This is a genomic window from Mycobacterium sp. 852002-10029_SCH5224772 (assembly GCF_001667315.1).
Taxonomy (GTDB): Bacteria; Actinomycetota; Actinomycetes; order Mycobacteriales; family Mycobacteriaceae; genus Mycobacterium.
In genome coordinates, this window is sequence record NZ_LZHT01000084.1 from 175055 (window position 1) to 198605 (window position 23551).

The 23551-nt window shown below is 66.8% G+C and carries 22 protein-coding genes; 13 read left to right on the forward strand and 9 right to left on the reverse strand.

Translation table 11 applies throughout. From position 1 onward, the window contains the following. From A5775_RS15065 to A5775_RS15080, 4 genes are all read right to left on the reverse strand, one after another. Window positions 1-1605 (reverse strand): multicopper oxidase family protein, encoded by a 1605-nt coding sequence (locus A5775_RS15065; RefSeq protein ID WP_156660715.1) that lies wholly within the window; start codon window positions 1603-1605, stop codon window positions 1-3. An 89-nt stretch (window positions 1606-1694) separates the two neighbouring features. Further along, window positions 1695-2417 (reverse strand): SDR family NAD(P)-dependent oxidoreductase, encoded by a 723-nt coding sequence (locus A5775_RS15070; protein WP_067253556.1) that lies wholly within the window; start codon window positions 2415-2417, stop codon window positions 1695-1697. Window positions 2418-2437: 20 nt separating this feature from the next. Further along, window positions 2438-3205, reverse strand: a complete 768-nt coding sequence (locus A5775_RS15075; RefSeq protein ID WP_067253829.1) for an SDR family oxidoreductase — start codon at window positions 3203-3205, stop codon at window positions 2438-2440. A gap of 96 nt (window positions 3206-3301) precedes the next feature. Beyond that, a complete protein-coding gene (locus A5775_RS15080; RefSeq protein WP_369827873.1) occupies window positions 3302-6115 on the reverse strand; it encodes an AAA family ATPase in 2814 nt (937 codons plus the stop codon). Between the two features lie 136 nt (window positions 6116-6251). On the opposite strand from A5775_RS15080, the gene A5775_RS15085 reads away from it, so the two are divergent. From A5775_RS15085 to A5775_RS15130, 10 genes are all read left to right on the forward strand, one after another. Further along, window positions 6252-7079 (forward strand): SDR family NAD(P)-dependent oxidoreductase, encoded by an 828-nt coding sequence (locus A5775_RS15085; protein ID WP_067253559.1) that lies wholly within the window; start codon window positions 6252-6254, stop codon window positions 7077-7079. A 157-nt stretch (window positions 7080-7236) separates the two neighbouring features. After that, window positions 7237-7914: a TetR family transcriptional regulator gene (locus A5775_RS15090; RefSeq protein ID WP_067253566.1), complete on the forward strand. Its 678-nt coding sequence runs from the start codon at window positions 7237-7239 to the stop codon at window positions 7912-7914. 12 nt (window positions 7915-7926) lie between these two features. Beyond that, entirely contained in the window at window positions 7927-8121 is a 195-nt protein-coding gene (locus tag A5775_RS15095) for a ferredoxin (RefSeq protein ID WP_067253570.1), read from the forward strand. Between the two features lie 19 nt (window positions 8122-8140). Beyond that, window positions 8141-9385 (forward strand): cytochrome P450, encoded by a 1245-nt coding sequence (locus tag A5775_RS15100; RefSeq protein WP_067253836.1) that lies wholly within the window; start codon window positions 8141-8143, stop codon window positions 9383-9385. Between the two features lie 154 nt (window positions 9386-9539). Further along, the gene (locus A5775_RS15105; RefSeq protein WP_197512598.1) at window positions 9540-10601 is read left to right on the forward strand and encodes an amidohydrolase family protein; all 1062 of its coding nucleotides are present in this window, start codon (window positions 9540-9542) and stop codon (window positions 10599-10601) included. Then, window positions 10601-11845 (forward strand): Xaa-Pro peptidase family protein, encoded by a 1245-nt coding sequence (locus A5775_RS15110; protein WP_067253575.1) that lies wholly within the window; start codon window positions 10601-10603, stop codon window positions 11843-11845. The genes A5775_RS15105 and A5775_RS15110 overlap by 1 nt, the downstream gene beginning before the upstream one ends. Then, the gene (locus tag A5775_RS15115) at window positions 11835-12962 is read left to right on the forward strand and encodes a Xaa-Pro peptidase family protein (protein WP_067253578.1); all 1128 of its coding nucleotides are present in this window, start codon (window positions 11835-11837) and stop codon (window positions 12960-12962) included. The genes A5775_RS15110 and A5775_RS15115 overlap by 11 nt, the downstream gene beginning before the upstream one ends. A 2-nt stretch (window positions 12963-12964) precedes the next feature. Beyond that, the gene (locus A5775_RS15120) at window positions 12965-13972 is read left to right on the forward strand and encodes an enoyl-CoA hydratase/isomerase family protein (protein WP_067253582.1); all 1008 of its coding nucleotides are present in this window, start codon (window positions 12965-12967) and stop codon (window positions 13970-13972) included. After that, window positions 13972-16401, forward strand: coding sequence for a CaiB/BaiF CoA-transferase family protein (locus A5775_RS15125; protein ID WP_067253586.1), 2430 nt, complete (start codon window positions 13972-13974; stop codon window positions 16399-16401). Before A5775_RS15120 ends, A5775_RS15125 begins: the two co-directional genes overlap by 1 nt. A 6-nt stretch (window positions 16402-16407) precedes the next feature. Further along, window positions 16408-17217: an SDR family NAD(P)-dependent oxidoreductase gene (locus tag A5775_RS15130; RefSeq protein ID WP_067253589.1), complete on the forward strand. Its 810-nt coding sequence runs from the start codon at window positions 16408-16410 to the stop codon at window positions 17215-17217. On the opposite strand, the gene A5775_RS15135 is transcribed toward A5775_RS15130, so the two are convergent. Beyond that, window positions 17218-18048, reverse strand: coding sequence for an SDR family NAD(P)-dependent oxidoreductase (locus A5775_RS15135; protein ID WP_067253591.1), 831 nt, complete (start codon window positions 18046-18048; stop codon window positions 17218-17220). It lies immediately after the preceding gene. A gap of 85 nt (window positions 18049-18133) precedes the next feature. Here A5775_RS15135 and A5775_RS15140 point away from each other — a divergent pair, with 85 nt between their 5' ends. Continuing rightward, complete coding sequence (locus A5775_RS15140; RefSeq protein ID WP_067253593.1) at window positions 18134-18625, forward strand: MarR family winged helix-turn-helix transcriptional regulator; 492 nt, start codon at window positions 18134-18136, stop codon at window positions 18623-18625. 21 nt (window positions 18626-18646) lie between these two features. Next, on the forward strand, window positions 18647-19063 hold the full coding sequence (locus A5775_RS15145) for a DUF5313 domain-containing protein (protein ID WP_067253596.1): 417 nt from the start codon (window positions 18647-18649) through the stop codon (window positions 19061-19063). Window positions 19064-19066: 3 nt separating this feature from the next. On the opposite strand, the gene A5775_RS15150 is transcribed toward A5775_RS15145, so the two are convergent. Beyond that, the gene (locus A5775_RS15150; RefSeq protein WP_067253599.1) at window positions 19067-19915 is read right to left on the reverse strand and encodes a mycofactocin-coupled SDR family oxidoreductase; all 849 of its coding nucleotides are present in this window, start codon (window positions 19913-19915) and stop codon (window positions 19067-19069) included. A 248-nt stretch (window positions 19916-20163) separates the two neighbouring features. Beyond that, on the reverse strand, window positions 20164-20814 hold the full coding sequence (locus A5775_RS15155) for a TetR/AcrR family transcriptional regulator (protein WP_067253602.1): 651 nt from the start codon (window positions 20812-20814) through the stop codon (window positions 20164-20166). Window positions 20815-21058: 244 nt separating this feature from the next. Between A5775_RS15155 and A5775_RS15160 the strand changes: the two genes are divergently transcribed. Then, window positions 21059-22234, forward strand: coding sequence for an acyl-CoA dehydrogenase family protein (locus A5775_RS15160; RefSeq protein ID WP_067253606.1), 1176 nt, complete (start codon window positions 21059-21061; stop codon window positions 22232-22234). Between the two features lie 8 nt (window positions 22235-22242). On the opposite strand, the gene A5775_RS15165 is transcribed toward A5775_RS15160, so the two are convergent. Beyond that, entirely contained in the window at window positions 22243-22512 is a 270-nt protein-coding gene (locus tag A5775_RS15165) for a DUF4190 domain-containing protein (RefSeq protein ID WP_067253609.1), read from the reverse strand. A 262-nt stretch (window positions 22513-22774) separates the two neighbouring features. Continuing rightward, entirely contained in the window at window positions 22775-23539 is a 765-nt protein-coding gene (locus tag A5775_RS15170) for an acyl-CoA dehydrogenase family protein (protein ID WP_067253845.1), read from the reverse strand. Window positions 23540-23551 lie beyond the last annotated feature (12 nt).

A 23551-nucleotide genomic window follows, 5' to 3' on the forward strand; every position in this document is an offset into this window, starting at 1 on the left:
TCAGAAGACGTAGTCCAGCCGTGTCCCCATCCCGGCGACCTGGTGATAGGTGTTGTGGCAGTGCATCAGCCACGTGCCGGGATTGTCGGCGACGAGGACTGCGGCGAGCTTCTGCCTGGGCAGCACGATGACGGTGTCCTTGCGGGCGCCCGGGCTTCCGTCGGCCTTGATCACCTGGAACGTGTGCCCGTGCAAATGGATTGGGTGATACATCGTCGTGGTGTTGTCGAAGGTGATGGTGGGCCGTTGACCCTGTTGCACGTGGAGTGGGCTCGTCCTGCCGTAAGGCTGCCCGTTGATCGTCCAGTTGTATTGCATCATATTGCCGCCCAGCACGACCGGGAGATTGAGGGCGGGATCGGGGCGGCCGAGGTTGACCGGCGTCGTGGCAGTGAACATCGTGGCGGTGCCCACGCGCTTGGTGAGTTCGCCCGGCTGGAGCTGCGGGTCGGGTGCGCTGCCCGCGCCCGTGGACAGCAATGCCCGCGCCAGCGCGTTTTTGCCCTCCGCGACCGCGACCAGTGGGAAGACACCGTCGGCCGCGGTCACCGTGACGTCGTAGCGTTCGGCCATACCGATCAGCAGGGCGTCGACCTGAGCCGGCACCACGGGGTAGCCGTCGGTATGTGTCACCGTCATCGCATGGCCGGCCAGCGCGACCCGGAAGCTGGTGTCGGAGGCGGCGTTGATGAAGCGAATCCGTATCCGCTGACCGGGCTTCGCATTGAATGTCATGGGGGAAGCGGGAATTCGCCCGTTGATCAGGTAGTACGGATAGGCGATGTCTCCGGCGTCGCCACCGAGAAGGTCGCTGGTGCCGACATTACCCGGGGACGGCCCGGGAATACCGGCCGGTGGGCTCGTCGAGGACGTCGGGCCGGTCGTCGTCGTCTCGGTCGTGCTCGTTTCCGTCGTCGTCGTGCTCGTCTCGGATGTGGTCGGCATCGGTGACTTGTTCGGGTTGCTCAGTTCGCTGTAGAGCTGCTGAGGACTCTTTCCGACGCCGTCGGTCCAATCGTCAAGGACGACGATCCATTCCGCGTCGTAGTTGCCCTCGGTCGGGTCGTCGACAATGACCGGCAGGTAAAGCCCCAGGTCCTCGTCCAAGCCGGTGTGGGGATGCGCCCAGTACGTGCCCGAGTTGGGCACCGAGAAGCGGTACGTGAAGTCATGGCCGGCAGCGATGTTGGGCGTGGCGGGCTCGGCGCCGTCCATGCCGTTGCGCACGGCGATGCCGTGCCAATGCACCGACGTCGGATGATCGAGCCGGTTTTTCACCGTCACCACGACTTCGTCACCGATGCTGGCGCGGATCACCGGACCGGGGATGGAGTTGCCGAAGGCCAGCGTGCGGACGACCGGCCCGCCCAGGTCGATCTGGACCTGCTGGACGGTCAGGTTGGCCGCGACGGTGCGGCCGCTGTGCGGTCGGGCGGCCTCGGCCGCGTCGATGGCGGCGGCGATCCGGGCACTGCCCGACGGCTCGGGTTTGGATTGGCTGCACGCAGTCAGCGCCAGTCCACCGGCGACGCCGGCCGCCATGAAACCGCGCCTGGTGAGCCGAGTTCTGTCGAAGGGGACGCCGCTGGTGGGTTGCACGGGCAATGGGTGCTCCTCGTCGTTGCGCAACTACCCACCGTAGAGCGGACGTCGGCGAAATGTCCGCAACAACTCGACCTGGCTGCCGCGGCCGGTCAGACGGCGGCGCCGCCGCCGTCGACGTGCAGGGTCGAGCCGGTGACGAAGCTGGAGCGAGGGGAGCTCAGGAAGAGCACCGCTTCGGCGATCTCGGACGGGAAGGCGGTGCGGCCCAGCGGCAGGGCCCGCCCGAGCTCCTCGTTGACGTCACCCCATTCCGCCGCCACCCCCGGCGTGCGGGTGGGTCCCGGCGCGACGCTGTTCACCCGCACCCCGGCCGCTCCGAATTCGGCGGCCCAGGTGCGGGTGAGCGATTCCAACGCGGCCTTGGAGGCGCTGTAGCCGGACGCACCGGGAATTCCCTTGAAGGCGGCCATGGTGGTGATGTTGACGATGCTGCCGCGGCCCCGCTTGAGCATTCCCGGGACCAGGCCGGCAACCAGGAAGTACGCACCGCGCACGTTGGTGTCGAACATCGTCTCGAACGATGACATCGCCTGCTCCACCGTCAACGCCGACGGAAAGCTGCCAGCGTTGTTGACGATGATATCGACCTCACCGCACTGTTGCACAAGCGAATTCACCGAATCGATATCCGCCATGTCGGTCTGAATGAACCGCGCCTTCGGGCCGATGACCTCCACCGCGTGCGCGCCCCTGACCGGATCGCGGCCCGAGACGATGACGGTGGCGCCTTCGCTGGCGAACAGCCGAGCGGATTCCAGGCCAATGCCCGCCGTCCCGCCGGTGATCACCGCGGTGTAGTCCATCAGCTCCATCGGACCGCCTCCTCCGGCTGTTATTTGGCGTTGCTGGGCAGCTGCGAAGCCAGCCAGTCGCCGAACCGGGTGGGGTAAAGGGTCACTTCTTCGCCCTCGATGGGAACGATCATGCGCTCGTCGAGCACCGCTCCGTAATACTGCGCATCCGGGTCGGTCACCACGCGGCGGGCATCTCCGGTCGCGGCGAACCGGGTCCGGATGAAGTCGTCCATGCCCTGCTTTTCGGGTCCGGCGATGTTGATCACCCCGTTGACCGGCTCACCGACCGCGGCGCGGGCGACGGCCGTGGCCACATCCGCGGCGGCGATCGGCTGGAAGCCACCGTGCGGCGCGCGGACCGTGTCGCCGTCGGTCATCGAATCGGCAATGCCCTCAACGAATTCGAAGAACTGGGTCGCCCGCACGATCGTGTAGGGGGCGCCGGATTCCACGATCACCTTTTCCTGAGCGACCTTGGCCCGCATGTAGCCGCTTGCGGCCGCGCGGTCGGCTCCCACGATCGAGAGCGCGACGTGATGCTGCACGCCGGCGGCCCGCTCCGCCTCGAGAAGGTTGCGGGTAGAGGTGGTGAAGAAGTTCAGCACATCGTCATCGGCCCAAGACGGCGAGTTGGAGACGTCCACCACCGCCTGGACACCCGCGACGGCCTCCGCAACACCCTCACCGGTCACGGTGTTGACGCCCGTGCGCGGTGACGCCGGGACCGCTTCGTGTCCCTGCTCGGTGAGCATGGCGACAACCTGTGATCCGATCAGCCCGCTGCCACCGATTACCAAAACCTTCATGATCACGCCTCTCAAGCTTCCCGATGAACTGGCCTCCTCAGCATGGCCCGCGCACCGGGCCGTGGGAACCCTGGAAAGTCCGTAGTCTTGCCGAACTCAGGGGGCCAATTCTTTGGCCAGACCCCGCAGTTGTCGGCGCGAGGTGATGCCGAGCTTGGCGAACACCTTCCGCAGGTGCCATTCGACGGTGTGGCTGCTGATGAACAACTGCGCGGCGATCTCGGGGTTGGTCAGGCCTTCACCGGCCAGCCGGGCGATCTGGGCCTCCTGCGCCGTCAGCTCACCGCCTGATGCCTTTCCCCTTTTCGCGGACCGCTTGTTCACTTTCTCGCCCGTGGTCAGCAGCTCGCGGCGGGCCCGCTCGGCGAACGCGTCGGCTCCCATCCCGGTGAACATCTCGTGGGCGGTGCCCAACTGGGCGCGCGCGTCGATCCGGCGATTACACCGGCGCAACCACTCCCCGTAGGACAGGTGCGCGCGGGCAAGCTGGACGACGATGCGCGTCCGCGCAAGCTTGTCGATCGCTTCGCGGTGGCAGGCCTCGGCGTCGCGGTCGGAGGCCAGCAACGCTTTGGATCGAAGGAAAACGCCGTTCGCCCAATCGGTTTGGGCGCCGAGCGCCCGGACTTCCAATTGGCGCAGGGCGTCGTGGGCCGCGTCCGGGTGGCCGCTTCTCGCGGCGGCTTCGATGAGTTCGGCCAGGCACCAGCCGAACAGGCCCAGGTCTTCGTATTCGCAGGCCGTGCGCGCCGACGCGAACGCGTCGGCGTAGCGGCACAGGCCGTTGTAGAGGACGGCGCTGGAATACCCGGTCAATCCGACGATGCGGCCTTCCCCCCTTGCCATCCCGTCCGCGGCGGCCCGCTCGATCAGGGTGGTCGCGACGTCCTCGTTGCCGCGCCAGGCGGCCAACAGCACCGAGTGGTATTTGACGGGGACATCACCGGTGGCGGCCGAGATGGCCGTGGCCTCCTCGATGAGTTGGGACGCCGTTGCGAATTCGCCCGCCTGCACGTGCACTCCGGCGCGGTGGACGAGGGCGTGGGGCAACACGGCGAGTGCGCCCGCATCGCGCGCGAGCCGCACGGCATGGGTGGCCAGTTGGTGCCATACCTGGTCGTCCCACAGTTCGTGGACGGCGGATTCCTGCACGATGGGGAAGGCTTGCCAGAACCACTGCAGGACGTCGCCGCCGCGCTCGGCCTCGGTGTTGATGAGGGTCAGCGCGTCGCGCAGCGCCGCCAGGCTCGGGGCCTGCCCGGCCGTCGCCCGTAGCGCGATGCCGTCCAACAACAGATCGACCGGCCGCGCGGGCTCCGGCCCAGCCGGCGCGGCGCGGGCCGCCTCGGCGGCCAGGTGAATGCCGCCGTGCGGGCACAGCCGGCCGCCGAACATCGCTGCCCCCAACGCTTCTAGGTACGTCTCCCGGGAGTGCGCGTCGTCAAGTGTTTCGAGCCGGCGGGCGGCATCGAGCAGGCCGATGGAGGCATCGGAGACCGTGGGTGCGTCGGCAGCACCGCTGCGGCTTCGGGCGAAGACGATCTGTGCGCGCAGCCGGGCGGCCCGCGCCTGCTGCAGCGCATCCAGTGATGCGGCTTCGGCGATGGTGAGCAACTCGTCCGCCGCGTCGAAGGCGGCCACGTCGCGTTTGGCCTGAGCGGCCGCGAGCGCCCGTGTTCCGCGGCGGGCCGGGTCGGCGGTTAATTGGGTGGCGCGTTCCAAGAAGGCGGCCGCGGCCGCGACGCCGCCCCGGGCCTGGGCGCGGTCGGCGGAGCGCTCGAGCGCGGCGGCAACGGATTCGTCCGGGCCGTGCGCCGCGATGGCCAGGTGCCACGCGCGGCGGTCCGGGTCACTTCGTCTGTCGGTCGCCTTGGCCAGCGCCCGATGGATGCGCCGACGCTCGATCAGGTTCGCGGTGCGGTATGCGGCCGAGCGCACCAAGGGATGACGGAATCGCACCCGGGTCCCCACGTCGATCAAACCGGCCGCTTCCGCGCCGGCCGCCGCATCCGGCGGAAGCCCCAAATGCTCAGCGGCGCGCAGCAATAACGCGGCGTCACCCACCGGCTCCGCGGCGGCGGTGGTCAACAGCTGCTGCGTGTGGTCGGGAAGCGAGCGGATCCGCCGCACGAATGTCTGCTCGATCTGTCCCGCCAGCGGCTGCACGTCCGGGCGCTGGAAGCCACCCGCCAGCTCCGCGGCGCTCAGGCCCCGGGGCAGCTCCAGCAGAGCCAACGGATTGCCCCGCGTTTCCGCCACAATGCGATCGCGCACCTGGTCGTCGAGCCGGCCGAGGATGACCGAATCCAGCAACGCGCGCGCGTCGCCCGGATTGAGCCCGCCGACCGTCAAGTCGGGCAGTCCGCTCAGCTCATCGGCGTCGAACGCCACGGCGCCGTCGCGCATGGCGAAAACCACCGCGACGGGCTCGGCGATCAGGCGGCGGGCAACAAAGGCCAACGTCTGGGCCGAGATTCGATCGATCCACTGCGCGTCATCGACGAGAAAGATCAAGGGCCGGCCCTCGGTCGCCGCGCCGATCAGGCTGAGCACCGCCAACCCGACCAGGAAGCGCTCCGGTGCGGGCCCGGCGCTGCGCCCAAAGGCGATCTCCAGGGCGTCCCGCTGCGGGGCGGGTATGCGGTCGATGCAGTCCAGCAGTGGCACGCAGAGTTGCTGCAAGGCGGCGAACGGGAGTTCCATCTCGGACTCCACTCCCGCCACCCTCGCCACGCGGAATCCCGAGGCGCGCTCGGAAACGAAGTCCAGCAACGCCGTCTTGCCGATGCCCGCCTCACCGCGCAACACCAGGACCTGGCTCTTGCCCGCACGGGCGTCTGATGCCAGACGATCGAGTGCCGCGCATTCCGCGGCCCGACCGCGCAAAGGTAGCGCCTGTTGAATTTGCACCCGCACCGCCGCATCTGAAGGATTTGCTGTCCGACCATACCGACGGCGCGCGTTGCTGGGGCAATGAGCACCGGGTCCTGCATCGTCTTAAATCAACTGCTTGACTTAAGGCTCGCGGCCCCGATTAACTCGTCAGGTGGTTAACGAACTTGATGGCAAAGTCGCCATCGTCACCGGCGGCGCCTCCGGCATCGGCCGCGGCCTCGTGGAGCGGTTTGTGGCGGAGGGCGCGCGGGTCGTCATCGCCGACGTCGAAATCGACCGCGGCGAGGCGCTGGCGACATCGCTGGGCGCCCACGCCCTCTTCCGGCAGACGGACGTCGCCGACCCCGAGCAGGTGGGTGCGCTGGTTGCCGGTGCCGTCGACAAGTTCGGCGGCCTGCACGTGATGGTGAACAACGCCGGGATCTCGAGCCCCCTGCGAAAGTTGCTCGACGACGACCTCGCCGACTTCCACCGGGTGATGGGGGTCAACGTACTGGGCGTGATGGCGGGCACCCGAGATGCCGCCCGGCACATGGCCGAACATGGCGGTGGGTCGATCATCAACATCACCTCGATCGGCGGGATCCAGGCCGGTGGGGGCGTGATGATCTATCGCGCGTCCAAGGCGGCCGTCATCCAGTTCACCAAGGCCGCGGCAATCGAGTTGGCGTACCACGAGATTCGGGTCAATGCCATCGCGCCGGGCAGCATACCCACACCGATTCTGGGGAAGTCGGCCGCAGGCATGGAGCCGGAGCAGCTCAAGCAGTTCGAGGCGCGGATCCGCCAGGGGATGCGCGACGACCGACCGCTGAAGCGCGAGGGTACCCCCGACGACGTCGCCGAGGCGGCGCTGTATTTCGCCACCGACCGGTCGCGCTACGTCACTGGGACCGTGCTCCCTGTGGACGGTGGGACCGTGGCGGGCAAGGTGATTCGGCCCAAGCGGCAGGGCGAGAGCGCCGGCGCCGGGTCGTGACGATGCGGTCACGTTCGGTCGCGAGCGTGACGCTGTTGTCATGTTCGGTCGCGGACGTGACGGTGTGTTCGGCGCCCGCGTCCAAGGGCGACATCCAGGGCCAACAAATTTAAATCAATCGCTTGACTTAAAGCCTCGCGCGCGGTTGACTAGCGCAATGACCACCGTTGGCCGGACCGTGCGCACTGAGCGGGCCAGCTCCACCCAAGAGGCGATCTTGGTGGCCGCCGAGCGACTGTACGCCGAGCACGGCATGTTCGCGGTGTCCAACCGGCAAGTCAGCGAGGCCGCCGGCCAGGGCAACAACGCCGCGGTCGGTTACCACTTCGGTACCAAGGCCGACCTGGTGCGCGCGATCGAGCACAAGCACCGTGGGCCCGTCGAGCAACTCCGCGACCAGATGGTGGAGGAGTTGCTGGCATCGGGCGCCGCCGATGGACGGGACGCCGAGCTGCGCAACTGGGTGGCGTGTTTGGTGCGGCCGCTCACCGATCACCTCGAGGAGCTCGGAAATCCCACGTGGTACGCGCGGTTCGCGGCGCAGGCGATGACCGACCCCGCCTACTACAACATCATCGTCAAGGGCGCGCTGAGCTCCCCGTCGCTGGTTCAGGTCGTCGAGGGCATCAACCGCTGTCTGCCCGAGTTGCCGGCCGAAGTCCATTTCGAACGCAACATCATGGCTCGAAACCTGTTGATGCACACCTGCGCCGACCGTGAACGCGCGCTGGTCGCGGGTGCGTTGACGTCCCATCGTTCATGGCGCGCTGCGGCGGCCGGCCTCATCGACGCGATCGTGGGCCTGTGGCTGGCGCCCGTGACGGAGCACGAGTGAGGGGGCCAGAAGATGAAAGTGACTGTCGACCAAGACGCTTGCGCCTCTTCGGGGAACTGCGTCATGAATGCGCCCGAAGTGTTCGATCAGCGCGACGACGACGGCGTGGTCGTCTTACTCAATCCCAGTCCTACCGCTGACCAGGCCGAGGGCGCGCGGCGGGCGGCGGCGGCCTGCCCCGCACTGGCCATCCACGTTGAAGAATGAAATACGGCGAGGAATGCAGATGTCCGACATCCTGACGAGCACCACAACGGAGCAGACCTCCGACATTCCGGACTATCCGATGGCCAGGCAGCCGCGCTGCCCCTTCGCCCCGCCGCCGGATGTCATGGCACTGGCCGAGGCCAGGCCGCTGTCCCGGGTGCGGATCTGGGACGGTAGTACGCCGTGGCTCATCACCGGCTATGAGCAAGTGCGCGAGCTGTTCTCGGATTCGCGGGTCAGCGTCGACGACCGGGTTCCCGGCTTCCCGCACTGGAACGAGGGCATGCTGTCGACCGTGCACAAGCGGCCCCGGTCGGTGTTCACCTCCGACGGCGAGGAACACACCCGGTTCCGGCGGATGCTGTCCAAGCCGTTCACCTTCCGGCGTGTGGAGGGTCTGCGCCCGACGATCCAGCAGATCACCGACGACCACATCTATACGATGCTGGCCGGTCCGCAGCCCGCAGATGTCGTTGCCGCCGTTGCGCTTCCGGTTCCGTCGCTGGTCATCAGCCAGATGCTCGGGGTGCCCTACGAGGACGCCGAGATGTTCCAGCACCACGCCAATGTTGGCCTGGCGCGCTTCGCCGCCGCCGAGGACACCATGAAGGGTGCGATGAGCCTGCACAAGTACCTGGCTCAGCTCGTCGAGGCCAAGATGGAAAATCCGGCGGAGGACGCGGTTTCCGATCTGGCCGAGCGGGTCAAGGCCGGCGAACTCAGCGTCAAGGAAGCCGCACAGCTGGCCACCGGATTGCTGATCGCGGGGCACGAGACGACCGCGAACATGATCGGGCTCGGAGTGCTTGCGCTGCTGGAGAATCCGGACCAGGCCGCCGTAATCCGCGATGCCGAGGACCCGAAGATTCTCGCCAACGCGGTGGAGGAATTGCTGCGCTATCTCAGCATCATCCAGAACGGACAGCGCCGCGTCGCTCTGGAAGACATTCATATCGGTGGCGAGACCATTCGTGCGAACGACGGCATCATCATCGACCTGGCACCGGCCAACTGGGATGCGCAGGCCTTCGCCGAACCCGATCGCCTTTACCTGCATCGCTCGGGAGCCGATCGCAATGTCGCGTTCGGCTACGGCCGCCACCAGTGCGTGGGCCAGCAACTGGCGCGGGCGGAACTGCAGATCGTGTTCCAGACCCTGCTGCGCCGCATCCCGACCATGACACTGGCCGTGCCGATCGACGAAGTCCCGTTCAAACATGACCGCCTCGCCTACGGCGTCTACGAACTGCCGGTGACCTGGTAGCCCAGCCCGCTACTTTTGAACAATTGCCGATCCGAATGGAGGGTCAATGATGACAACTCGAACAAGCACGCTCTACCCGCCCGGAGGTCACGGCGCTCCGAAGGATCGACGCGGCCACGCCGCGGGCACCGACGTGGGCCTGCCGGAGGGGACCGTGGTCTTCTCGGCCGACAACCACATTTCACTGGCCGATGACATTTTCTACCAACGCTTCCCGGATGACCTGAAGGACAAGGCGCCTCGGATCTGGTACGAGGACGGCGCCTACCAGGTCGGTCGCAAGGGGCAGTCGTTCCTGCCGGGTGACTTCAGTGCGGTGCTGATGCAGTACGACGACCTGCCCGGCGCCGCGAGCACCAACATCGAGGCCCGGATTCAGGAATTGCACGACGACGGGGTCGAGAAGGAACTCGCGTTTCCCAACGCCGTGCTGGCGCTGTTCCACTATCCGGACAAGCAACTTCGCGAGCTGACCTTCCGCATCTACAACGAATACATCGCCGAACTGCAGGAGGCTTCGGGCGGTCACTTCTACGGCGCCGGCCTGATCAACTGGTGGGATCCGCAGGGCACCCGCAAGACTCTGGAAGAGCTGAAGTCTTTGGGGCTCAAGACGTTCCTGCTGCCGCTCAACCCGGGCAAGGATGACGACGGCAACATCATCGACTACGGCAGCACCGCGATGAGGCCGGTGTGGGACGAGATCGAAGCCGCCGGACTTCCGGTGACCCACCACATTGGCGAGACCCCACCGAAAACTCCGTGCCAGTTCAACAGCGTGGTGGTGGGCATGATGATCAACATCGATGGCTTCCGCGAGCAGTTCGCCAAGTACCTCTTCACCGGAATCCTCGACGATCACCCAGCCCTGCGAATCGGTTGGTTCGAGGGCGGAATCGCCTGGGTTCCTTGGGCTTTGCAGGATGCCGATCACCTGATGGGGTCGTACCAACACATGTTCAACCGGGCGCTCGAGCACGAACCGCGTTACTACTGGGACACCCACATGAGCGCGTCGTTCATGGTCGACCCCCTGGGTTTGCAGCTGATCGACCAGATCGGCGTGGACAGGGTCATGTGGTCCAGCGACTATCCGCACAACGAAAGCACGTATGGCTATTCCGAGAAGTCACTGAAAGCCGTTGTCGACGCCGTGGGTCCGGCGAACGCGGTGAAGATCGTCAGCGGCAACATCACGAAGTTCCTGGGTCTGTAGTGACGACATTCGCGCAACTGGATACCAACACCGGTAACGGACTGCTAATCCCCGAAACACCCGACCTGGCCCGCCTGCGCCGCGAGACGGGAGCGCGACTGCGGACGGCAATGGCCGAACGCGGCGTGGACGCGATGATCCTGCTCGGCAACAACGCTGTCGTCTACGCCACGGGCGCCAGTTGGCCACTCGGCGACGCCGGGCTGTCCTACGTCGAGCGTCCGGTAGCCGTGGTGCTCGCCGACGACGAGTGGCCGCACCTGTTCCTCCCGTTCCGGGAGGGGGCCTCGCAGGAGGCGGACCTGCCCGCCGACCATCTGCACGGACCCGTCTATCTCGAATTCGACGAGGGCGTAGCCAATTTCGCGCGAACGCTCGCCGAGCTGATTCCGGCCAAGGCCGTGGTCGCGGTTGATGAGTTCACGGGGGCGATGTCGCGTGCCGCGACCGTCTTGTTCCCCAACGGGGCCCCCGTCGACGCCGCGGCGATCGTCAGCGCGGCCAAGTCGGTCAAAACCCCGGATGAACTGTCGTGCATGCGCACCGCCATCCGGATCACCGACGAGGCCATGGTGGAAGTCCAGAAGCGGCTGGCCCCCGGCATCCGCCAGATCGATTTGTCGGCAAGCTTTCTCCGCCGCGCCTTCGAGTTAGGGGCCACGGCGAGCATGCTCGAACCGATCTGGCAGGTGATGCCTCCGAGCAAGGCCGAGGGCGTCTGGACCACCCACGGCGATTTGGCGTTGCCGCTGCTGAGCACCGAGCGCGAGTTGGCCGAAGGTGACGTGTTGTGGACCGACGTCAGCATCACCTACCAGGGCTACTGCTCTGACTTCGGGCGCACCTGGATCGTGGGGCGGGACCCGTCGCCGCGCCAGCAGGCGCAGTTCGACACCTGGTTCGAGATCATGACCGCCGTCCTGGGTGTCGCCAAGGCCGGCGCCACCGCGGCGGATCTGGGCCGGGCCGCGATCAAGGCCAATGGCGGCACCAAGCCGTGGCTGCCGCACTTCTACCTGGGCCATGGCATCGGCGTCAACGCGGCCGAAATGCCGATGATCGGAACGGATCTCGGCCAGGAGTTCGACGAGAATTTCGTCCTTCGCTCCGGGATGGTGCTGGTGCTGGAGCCCGTGGTGTGGGAAGACGGCACCGGCGGTTACCGCAGCGAAGAGGTGCTTGTGATTACCGAGGAAGGCTGGATCCGCTTGACCGACTACCCCTATGACCCCTATGGCAACTGAAGTTCTGCCCGACGAGCGCACACTGCGCTCGGGGCGTCGCCAGCGGGCGCTCGACCAGATGGCGGCGCACGATCTCGATGTGCTGGTGCTCGGCCGGCAAGCCAACGTCCGGTACGTCACCGGCGCGCCGCAGCTGTGGGTCGCCGGCACCCGGCCATTCGGTCCGACCTGTGTGGTGGTGCGGGAGACCGGCGCCGTGCACCTCCTCAGCACGTGGGACGAGGGCGTGCCCGACGACATCCCCCACGAGAACCTCTACGGCATCTCGTGGAATCCGATGAACACCATGTCGGCGCTGCAGCGTATCGACGGCGCGGCCGGTGCCCGGCGAGTCGGAACCGACGCGCTGTCACCGGTTTTCGCGCAACTGCTGCCGACCGCGTTCCCCAACGCGCAGCTGGTCGACGGGGAGCTTGCCATGCGGGCCGCCCGCCGCATCAAGACGGCCGAGGAGATCGCCGCACTGCGGGAATCCATCGCGGTGGCCGAGTCGGCCCTGTCGGCCGCGGTATCGGAATTGCGGCCAGGGGTGAGTGAGCAGGCGCTGGCCGGTGTCGTGCTGGAGGCGTCCGCGGCCGGTGGGGTGAGCACCCCGTCGAATCAGGATGTGGCATGGGTGACCTCGCGCACGCACCCGTGGCGGCGCGCCGACGGTGACGGCCGCATCCAGGACGGCGATCTGGTGGCGTTCTCCGCCGGCGTCCTGGCCGGCGGCTACGTCGGCGAAGTGGGACGGACGTGGCCGGCCGGCAAGAAGCAGGTGCCCGACGGCGCAGCGGCCCTGTACCGGCGCTGGGACAGCCTGTGGGGCAGGCTGATCGACGCCTGCCGCCCCGGTGCGGGAGCGGCCGACCTGATGACCGCCTACCAGGCCGCGGGGGAGCCGGACCCACCGATGCCGGTGGCCCGCGGACTGGGCATGGGGTTCGACCCACCCGTCGTCTCCAAGCATCTGCCCGCCACCGCGGCCGCCGAACGCTTGGACCCGGGGATGGTGCTCGCCGTGACGGGTTATGTGTGGCAAGAGGGAGTCGGCGCGGTATTCGGGCGAGAAGCGGTCCTGATCACCGCCGACGGCCCGGAAGTACTTACCGTGAGCCCGTTCTGGCGGCCCTAGCCATGCCCGACCCCGCGGAGCCACCGGCCGAAGAGATCATCCGGTACGACAAAGACGCCACGACGCGGATCGCCACGATCACGTTCGACCGGCCGGACTACCTAAACGCGCCGACGATCGCCGCGCGCCTGCGCTATGCAGAGTTGTTGCACCGGGCCGGCATTGACGACGACGTCAAGGTCCTGGTGGTCCGCGGCGCCGGTGACGACCTCGGTTCGGGTGCGGACCTGGTCGAGGTGATGCGGGTCCGTGACGCGGCCGACCAAGGCCCACGGCTCGCTGAATACCGGATCGGCGCCGAGGAAGTCAGGCACCCGCCGGAAGGGTCTTTTCGCAACGGCGCCACCCTCGGTCAGTGGTATGCCAATCCGAACTCCGGCATCCGCGGCCTGCAGGACTTCAAGAAGATCAGCATCCTCGAAGCCAAGGGCTACTGCTACGGCTGGCATTTTTACCAGGCCGCCGATGCGGACCTGGTGATCTCCAGCGACGACGCGCTGTTCGGGCATCCTTCGTTCCGGTATTACGGCTGGGGTCCCCGCATGTGGTGGTGGGCGCAGACCATGGGGATCCGCAAGTTCCAGGAAATGGTTTTCACCGGACGGGCTTTCACCGCCGCCGAGATGTACGACTGCAACTTCCTCAACAGCGTGGTGCCCAGGGATCAACTCGAGGCGGAAGTCGAGAAGTACGCCCTGGCCTGCGCCCGCAACCGCCCCACCGACACCGTGTTCATGCAGAAGGTCTTCTTCGAGATCATGAAGCAATTTCAGGGCGAGTATCTGGGCAGCATGCTCAGCGGCGTCTTCGAGTCGATGGGCGGCATGGTTCGCCCGGATGTCGGTGACGAACTGACGCTCGCCGGCGCCATGCACCAAGGTCTCGGCGACGCGGTCAAGGACAACGACGGCAAGTTCCCCGCCGACTGGCGCCTGAGCAAGAAAGCACGCAAGAACGCGCACAAGAAGGCGGCCACCGGCAAGGGCGCCAAAGCGAAGAGAAAGAACTAGTGACGCAGCACCGGGTCGAACCGCCACTGGCCGGCTACACGGTGATCGATCTGTCCACCGGGATCGCGGGCGCCTACTGCACCAAGTTACTCGCCGACGGTGGCGCCGACATCGTGAAAGTCGAACCACCAGAAGGCGATCCGCTGCGAACCTGGTCGGCCTCGGGCGCGTCGATCCCGGCCGGCGATGACGGCGCGTTGTTCAGCTTCCTGGCCGGCGGCAAGCACAGCGTCGTCGCCGATCTCGCCGGCGACGACGACGGCGAGCTGGTGAACCGGCTGCTGGCCGCCGCGGATGCGGTGGTCTGGTCCGCCGGTTCGACAGTGGCCGAACACCCGGACTTCACGCCGCGTGCCATCCATCGGCGGCATCCGCACCTGACCGTCACGACGATCACGGCGTTCGGGCTGGAAGGCCCTTGGCGCGACCGCGCCGCGACCGAGTTCACGCTGCAGGCATGGTCGGGAGGAATCGTCGGGCTCGGCCGCGGCGAGCAGGAGCGTCCGCCCGTCTTTGTCGGCGGCCAGGTCGGCGAGTACCTGGCCGGAGCCTATGCGAGCGCGGCCACCCTGGCGTCGCGATGGCGCCGAATCGACGGCGGGGCAGGAGAACTGCTGGACCTCTCGATGCTCGAGACCCAGATCCTGTGCCTCACGTATTACCCGGTGTCCTACTTCGAGGTGCTCGGGCGGCCGTGGCGCGACATCCGGCGACCGACGGTGCCGGGCGTGGCTCAGGCGAAAGACGGACTGGTGGACCTCGGCTGCGGAACCGCGCAGCAGTGGTTCGACCTGTGCGCGATGGTGGGCCACCCGGAATGGATCGACGAGGAATCGCCGCTGTCGATCACAGAGCTGGCCAACGTCTACGCCGACGACATCTTCGCCTGGCTGGCCGCCACCCCGGTCGACGAAATCCGGGAACTGGCCATGGCGTTCCGTATCCCGAACGCACCCGTCGGCAACGGGGCGAACGTCACCACGTTCGATCAGTTCGTGGAACGCGGTTCGTTCGTCCGCAATCCCCGCGACGGCTTCCAGCAGCCGGGTCACCCCTACCGGATGCGGCCGGCCCAGTTGCGCCAGCCGCATCCGGCGCCGCGGCTGGGCGAGCACACCGAGCGATATCGCACCGCAGCTTACCCCGGCCGGCCGGCACCGACCGGTGTGGCGAAGCCACTGCCGCTCACCGGCATTCGGGTGCTTGACATGACGACGTTCTGGGCGGGACCCTGCGCCACCCACTTTCTGGCCATGCTCGGTGCCGAGGTCATTCATGTCGAATCCACCCGCCGCCCGGATGGCACGCGGCTGATCGCCGGCGTGCCGGTCACCGAGGACCAGTGGTGGGAGAAGTCACCCATCTTCGAAGCGCTGAACACCAACAAGAAGGGCCTGACGCTGGACCTGCAGAGCCCGCGCGGCAGGGACTTGTTGCGGCGCCTGATCGCCACGTGCGACGTGATCGTGGAAAACTTCACCCCACGGGTGCTGGACCAGATCGGGCTGGACTTCGCGGCCGTTCAATCGATCCGCCCGGACGTGGTGATGGTGCGGATGCCCGGATTCGGCCTGGACGGGCCATGGCGCGACAACCCGGCCTTCGCCTACGCCATCGAAGCCGCGTCCGGCGTCAGCTGGCTCACCGGCTACCCGGACCGCACACCGTATGACCCGTATTCGATCGGTGACCCCAATGCCGGTGTGCATGCGGCCAACGCGTTGCTGCTGGCGCTGGAGCATCGCCGCCGCACCGGCGAGGGTGTGTTCGTCGAAGCGGCGATGGTCGATGCGGCGCTGAGCATCTCCGCCGAGCAGGTCATCGAGTACTCGGCGTACGGGGCGTTGCTGGAGCGCGCCGGCAACCGCGGCCCGACGGCGGCACCACAGAACCTCTACCTCAGCGCGGATACCGACGAATTCGGCCGGCTCGACAGCTGGGTCGCCATCGCAGTGGCCACCGACGATCAGTGGGGGAAGCTCTGCCGCGCAATCGGATCGCCCTCCTGGGCAACCGGTTCCGAGCTTGTGACTCAGGCAGGCCGGCGCGAGCACCACGATGTGATCGACGAACAACTCGCGGCGTGGTGCGAGAGCCGCACCCGCGACGAAATCGTCACAACCCTCTGGGACGCCGGGGTGCCGGTGGCCAAGGTCATGCAGCCGCATCGGCAAACAGAGCTCGAGCAGTTGGCGTTTCGCGGCTTCTTCGAGGAAGTCGACCACCCGGTGAACGGCCCGGCTAGGCTCAGCACCGTGCCGATGAGATGCTCAGCCGGGCCCAGCAAGTTCCACACCGAGCATGCGCCGCTGCTGGGGCAGCACAACCACCAACTGCTGACCGAACTTGGCTTGTCCGACGCCGAGATTGCCGGCCTGGCAGCCGACGGCGTTATCGGCAGCGCGCCGGCGATGCATCCGGCGGGCTGATCGACGATGGCGATCGACCCCTCGAACATCCTGCTGACCGGCCGCGTCGCAGTGGTCACCGGCGGGGGCGCGGGCATCGGCCGCGGCATCGCGGCCGGCATGGCCGCATTCGGCGCCAAGGTGGCGATCTGGGAGCGCGACCCGCAAACCTGCGCGCAGGCAGCCGAATCCCTTGGCGGCCTGGGGATCGTCACCGATGTCCGGGATAGCGGCCAGGTGGATGCCGCGCTGGAGCGCACCACCGCCGAACTGGGCACACCGACGATCCTGGTGAACAACGCCGGCGGCGTGTTCTTCTCGCCGCTGCTGGAAACCAGTGAGAACGGGTGGGATGCGCTCTACCGCGCCAACCTGCGCCACGTGCTGCTCTGCAGCCAGCGGGTCGCCCGAAAGATGGTGTCGGAGGGCCTGTCCGGCAGCATCATCTCGCTGACCTCGATCGAAGGTGTGCGAGCGGCGCCGGGCTATGCCGCCTACGCGGCCGCCAAAGCCGGTGTCATCAACTACACCAAGACCGCGGCGCTCGAATTGGCGCCCCACGGGATCCGGGTCAACGCGATAGCCCCGGACATCACACTCACCGAAGGGCTCGCGCAGCTCGGCGGCGAGGCCGCGACGAGCGCAATGCGCGACATGGTGCCGTTGGGGCGCCCCGGCCATGTCGACGAAATCGCCAGTGCCGCGGTCTTTCTGGCCTCGGACATGGCTGCCTATCTGACCGGTCAGACGATGCACATCGACGGCGGTACCCAGGCCGCCAGCGGCTGGTATCACGACCCGCAGACCGGTGACTACCGGCTGGGCCCAACGCGCTAGCTAGTGCGTCCAGCCCTCGGCGGCCTGTTCGTCGAAGGTCTGGTCGATGCGCTCGAACCGGCGGCGGATGGACGCCCGGGCGGCCGCGTGCGGCAGGATGTACAGCCGGTTGGCCAGGATCGCATCGGCCGTCAGCCGCGCGACATCGTCGGCGCTGACGCTCTCGTCCTGGGTGGGCAACGTTCCGAACGCTTCCTCGGGACTGGCCGACAGCCCGTAGTCCGCGCCGCGAATCCGTTCCGAATTGGACACCAACTTGGTTTCCACGACCATCGGGCACAACACCGATACGCCAATGCCATTGGCCTTGACCTCACGCGCCAGCGTTTCGGCGAGCCCGACGACACCATATTTGGCAACGCCGTACGTCCCGAGACCGGCATTGGGCACCAAACCAGCGAAGGACGCGGTGAAGGCGATGTGGCCGCCACTGCCCTGCTCGATCAACCTGGGCACGAACGCCTCGACCGCGTGGATCGATCCCCATAAGTCGATGTCGATCACCCAGCGCCAATCGTCGTGGTTCATCTGGCCGATCGGCCCCGCAACGACGATGCCGGCATTGCTGAAAACGACGTCGACGCTGCCGAGCAACCGGAACGCCTCGTCGGCGAGGTGAACCATCTCGTCGAGATTCCGGACGTCGCAGACCACGCCGTGCGCGTCGAAACCCTCGCCGCGCAGCCGATCCACCGCCTGCTCCAGAGCGGGCTGATCGACGTCGGAGAGCACCAGGCGGGCACCTCGGCGGCCGAATTCGGTGGCGGTGGCCAAACCGATGCCGCTGGCGCCGCCGGTGATGACTGCCCCGCGTCCCTCGAAATCGTCCATAGTTGCCGAGCGTATTACCCGCTCCAGCGAGGGTGTGAGGGACATCATGTAGCTAGGACCCTAATTATTAGGGCACTATGGAAGTATGAGTGTTTCGACCGCGCGCGACGTCGATCCGCTGGCCCTAGAACGCCAGGTGTGTTTCGCGCTGGCGACGACCAACCGCGCGGTCTTGGCGGTGTACCGGCCCCTCTTGGAACCGCTCGGCCTGACCCATCCGCAGTATCTGGTGATGCTGGCGCTGTGGGATCACCGCAAGGACCCGGCGTCGGACCAGTCCCCCCTGTCGGTCAAGCGCATTGCCGCCGCGTTGCAGATGGATTCCGCCACGCTGTCTCCCATGCTCAAGCGCTTGGAGGCGCAGGGGCTGATCAGGCGCGTCAAGAATGCGGCCGACGAACGCACCACCGACGTGATGCTCACGCAGCGCGGAATCGCTTTGCGAGAGCGAGCACTTGAGGTCCCGCCCGCGGTCGTCAAGCGTCTGGGGGTCGAGCCGGCCGAACTCGAGAACCTGCACCGGGCCCTGACCCGGATCAACGCCGCCGCGGTGGCGGCCGGCGCATTGCAACACTGATATCACCCAAAGGAGTTATTCATGACCGACGCGAAACCCAGTCTCTGGCAGCGGATCGGCTATTCCTACGGTCGGCGATTGCCCGACACGATGCGCAACTGGGTGGCGCACGATCTGGCCGGGCAGGGAGCCGTCCGCCGGCACATGATCAGGTGGGCCATACCGCCCCTGCTGGTTCTTGCACCGTTCTGGCTGCTGCCCGCCTCGCTTTACGTGCACACGGAGATGACCGCCCCGTTGTATATCTGGGCGCTGCTGATAACCCTTGCCCTGAACAAGGTCTGGCGCCGTCACCGGTTGGCGGTTCATGGACTGGACCCGAACCTCGTCGACGTGATCACCCGCCGGAAACAGGCACGGATGCACGAGGACTACATTCGGCGCTACGGGCCCCGGCCCGAATCGGCCGAATGGCAGTCCAACAGCAGCCCCTTCTAGCGGCTACTTCAGGCAGCTACCCGCATCGACCGGCAGGGTCACACCGGTGATGTAGCGGGCCTCGTCGGAGGCGAAGAACAGCACCGCGTTGCTGATGTCGATCGGCTCGACCCAGGGGATCGGCAGCGTGTGGAACAGCTGGCAGATCGGCGCCATGTCGTCGGGGCCCGGGTTCTCCAGGTCCGGCCGGAACATCTTGAAGGTGCCTTCGTTGTGCAGCATGGGAGTCTTGACGTGCGTGGGGTGCACCGAGTTGACGCGAATCATGTGCTGCCCCAACTCAACTCCGAAGGCACGCATCAGCCCGACCACCCCGTGCTTGGCCGCGACGTAGTGTCCGGTGTGGGGGTAGGCCTTGAGCCCGCCGACCGAGCTGGTCAGGATGATGGATCCGCCGCGGCCGCCGGCCAGGAGATGGGGCACACCGGCTTTCACGGTCTTCCACACCCCGGCCAGGTTGATGTCGATCATCTCGGTCCAGTCTTCTTCGCTGGTCTTGTCCAAAGTCTCGCCGCCGTTGCCGATTCCGGCGTTGGCCACGATGATGTCGAGCCGGCCGAGTTGCTCGACGCCGCTGTCCACCGCGGCCTTGAGTGCGTCGTAGTCGCGCACGTCGACCTCGGCCGTGAAGATCCTGCGGTTGTGCCCCTTGACCAGGTCGGCGGTCTCGGCCAGGTCCTCGGGCGTCGACGCCGGGATCGCGGTGTCCAGCACGCCCTCGCGGATGGGCTTGCAGATGTCGATCGCGATGATGTCGGCACCCTCCTGCGCCAACCGCACCGCATGGCTGCGGCCCTGACCGCGCGCCGCTCCGGTGACCAAGGCGACTTTGCCCTCAACACGTCCGGTCATGGCTACCTCAACTCCTGACTTGATCTGATCGGCACCCCTGCGCGGAGAACAATCGCGTCCCCGGATCGCGGGCCTTGCCGCATTTGAACTCTGTCATTCGGCCATCACGGGTGTCAATGGCGAATCCGTTTCGGCTATCTGTGGTTCTAGATATTAGAGAATCTCATTCTCACCGGCAAACGGCGTGCGCTATTTGCTCGGCTCGGGAGTGAGGAGGATTACCGCGCCTTGGGCCGCGCTCGGGCGGGTTACGCGACGAAGCCGCGTGAGCAGAAGTCCCACACCTCTTCGGCGGTGATGGGGTAGGTGGTCGCGTCGTCCGGCCCGCCACTGGACTGCGCGATGAACATCACCGTCTGCATGGTCATGGCGGCGACCCGCTTGGGGTTGATGGTGTTGCGCAACTTGCCGGCATCGTGGGCCGCGTCCATCAGCTCCGTCAGCAACGCCAGCAGCGGTGCGTGGGCGATCTTGACCTCGGCTGGATGTGTCACCAGGAGCCGAGGAGCAAAGTCGGTGAACAGCGGCCGCTTGGCCGTCGGGTCCGGGCGCGAGGCCTCGTACAACAGCTGGACGGCGACCTGCAGCCGCTCCAGCGCGTCGGTGTGGCTTTCCGTGGCGGCGCGAATCTGGTCGGCGGAGCGGCTGAGCGCATCTTCGAACAGCGCCAGCAACAACTCGTGCTTGCCGTCGAATTGCAGGTAAAAACTGCGCAGCGACTGGCGAGAGCGGTCCACGACCTCCTGCACGGTAAAGTCGGTGCTGCCCTTTTCGATGATGATGGCCTGTGCCGCGTCGAGGAAGCGCTGAACACGTTGCGCCGCCCGCAATTTCGCCGTCTTGATCGACCGCTCGACAGCGCGCTGCTTCCAGGCCGGCTCTTCGCTCGGAGTGGTCACGGCCGACTCAGGTGATTGCCGCGCTGGGAGAACATGGTTGGACTGTACCGGAGAACGCCGTGACATCGCTGCGCTCGACCCCCTCACGGATCACGTGTCGGAGATTGTAACTTTCTTACCGCGAGAATACTATTCTCTTAGACGTGTGTAGGGAAGCGTAATCGCAAGAGTGAACCGCGCCGTCGGCGGAAAGCATGATTTACCGACGGCGCGAGTGCGCTCAGGACCAATTTCGGGAAGTGCCGTGCAGCTGACGTTTGACGCCGACGTGGAGGCGTTCCGGGCCGAATTCGTTGCTTTCCTCGATGAGCATCTGCCGCCGGAGGCCGAGGCGCTCGAACGGCCGCGGTCGAGTTCGGACATCCCCGCGTGGGCCCGCCGGTGGCAACGCTTGCTGTTCGACAGCGGGTGGCTACTGCCCGGCAACACGCCGGAGTTCGGCGGGCGCAACGCGACACTGCTGCAGCAGTACGTGTACCAAGAAGAGTTGTCGCGGCGGCGGATCTACCAAAGTTTCAATCCGCAGGGCGTGGGCATCATCGCGGCGTCATTGCTGACGTTCGGCACCCCCGAACAGAAGCAGCGGTGGGCGGTGCCGATCCTGCGGGCGGAGATCACCGCATCACTGGGGATGAGCGAACCGGGGGCGGGGTCGGACCTGGCATCGTTGAAAACCCGTGCGGTGCTTGACGGTGACCACTTCGTCGTCAACGGGCAAAAGGTGTGGACATCGGGAGCCCATCACGCCGACGTGCTGTTGACATTCGTGCGCACCGATCCGGACGCGCCAAAACACAAGGGCATCAGTGCGTTACTGATTCCCACCGACACCCCCGGTGTGGTCCGCCGCCCGTTCGCCTCGGTGGGCGACATCGAAGACGTCGACTTCAACGAGGTCTTCTTCACCGACGCACGGGTGCCGGCCGAGAACCTGGTGGGGGAGCTCAACGCGGGCTGGCGCGTCGCGACCGGTTCGCTGGGCCACGAACGCGCGATGCTGTGGCTGGATTACGCGGACATGCTGCACGCGCTGACCGTCGAGTCCAGCCCCTCGGGGCCCGTTCAACGGGACCGCTACGCGACGCTGGTGATGGATTTCTACGCGATGCGGCTGCTGGGATCGGCGACGCTGGCCAAAGCTGCCCGCGGGGAAGAGGATGTGCCCGCTCAGTCGGTGCTCAAGCTGCTCGGCTCGGAGGCGATGCAACGCGCCTGCGAGGACGCCCTGGGCGCCAAGGACGGCGACGGACTGGTGTTGCACGGGGTGACCGCGCCGTTCGCCCCGCTCAATCTCGACAGCCACTACGGCGCGTGGTTCGACCGGTACACCCGCACGTTCGCCGCGACCATCGCCGGCGGCACGTCGGAAATTCAGCGCAACATCATCGCCGAACGCGTACTCGGACTACCGCGCAATTGATCCGCGCCTCAGTGGTTCTGGGCGTCGAGCCGGGCGTAGTAGCCGATCGCGACGAGACCCAACAGTATCGCGATCGCCCCTAAAACAATTCCGGCCAACGCGATTCGGGGATTGTTCGCCTCCCCGCGGGCGACTCGCCGCCGGGCGATGTCGCCCGTCACCACCGCCGCGATGCCGAATGGCACCCCCAGCATCATCCAGCACGTGATGAGCCCGACCAGGCCAAGGAGAAGCGAGGCGACGCCGACCTCGTTTCGCGGTGCGTCGGGGTGACTCATGGCATCCCATCCTTCGGGGGGCGGTGCGTGGGCAATCGGCGCCGATGTTGTCCGCGCCCAGTTTGACCCGGGCTTTGGTCAACGGGCAAGGATCTGGACCGTATCGCGGTCCTGCACCCGCGCTCACCGACCACTAAATGCCTCTGGAACCAGCTAGCAGATGTGCTAACGCATCGGGGAAGCGTGTCATGGTCGACACATGATATCCGCGTGGCTGCGGGGTCGACGAGTCCCCTACAACGGTCGGCGCCGGGACGACTCGTTACAACTGGGCAAGCCGTGGCGCGGATCCCGTTGCTACCAGCGCGCTTCCGGCTTGGCGCGTGAGTTCTCGTGCGCTACCCAGCAGTCCGTCGAGGATGAGCGATCGCTTGATGTGGTGGTGCAGCGGGTGTTCGGCGGTGAATCCGATACCGCCGAGCACCTGCTGACAGTGGCGTGCGGTGGTGAGCGCCGCCTGGCCGGCCGCAGCCTTGGCCAGCAGGGACGCTAGCCCCAGGCCGTTGGGGTCGTCGCACTCGGTGGCGGCCTGCAGCGTCGCCTCGGCGCCCTCGATGGCCACCAGTGTCTCGGCCAGCCGGTGCCGGATGGCCTGGAACGAGCTGATGTGGCGACCGAACTGAACGCGGTCCACGGCATGCTGCCGGGCCAGCGACAGCATGGCGCGGCTGGTGCCCACCAGCCACCAGCCCAGGGCCCGCCACCCCGCCTGCAGTGCGGCCGACGGCAATGGATCGCCTTGTGGCACAGGATGTATGGGAAGCAGCTCGTCGATCGCCGAATCCGACCCATCGCGACGCTCCCACAGCACCCAGGATCCGCCGGCGAATGGCAGCGGCAGCGCTCCCCCCGGCGCATCCCCCGCCGCGCACAGCACCACATCGTTGAGCACGGGGGCGTGCGCGCCGGTCTCGCCGAGTAGCTTGAAGACCAAAGGTATTGCGGTGTCTGGCATTTCGCCGAGCATGTCGCGCCAGCCGAGATCGGTCAGCGCGGTATCGAGCTTGGCTCCCGAGGCGGCGCTCATCGTCGTCCGCAA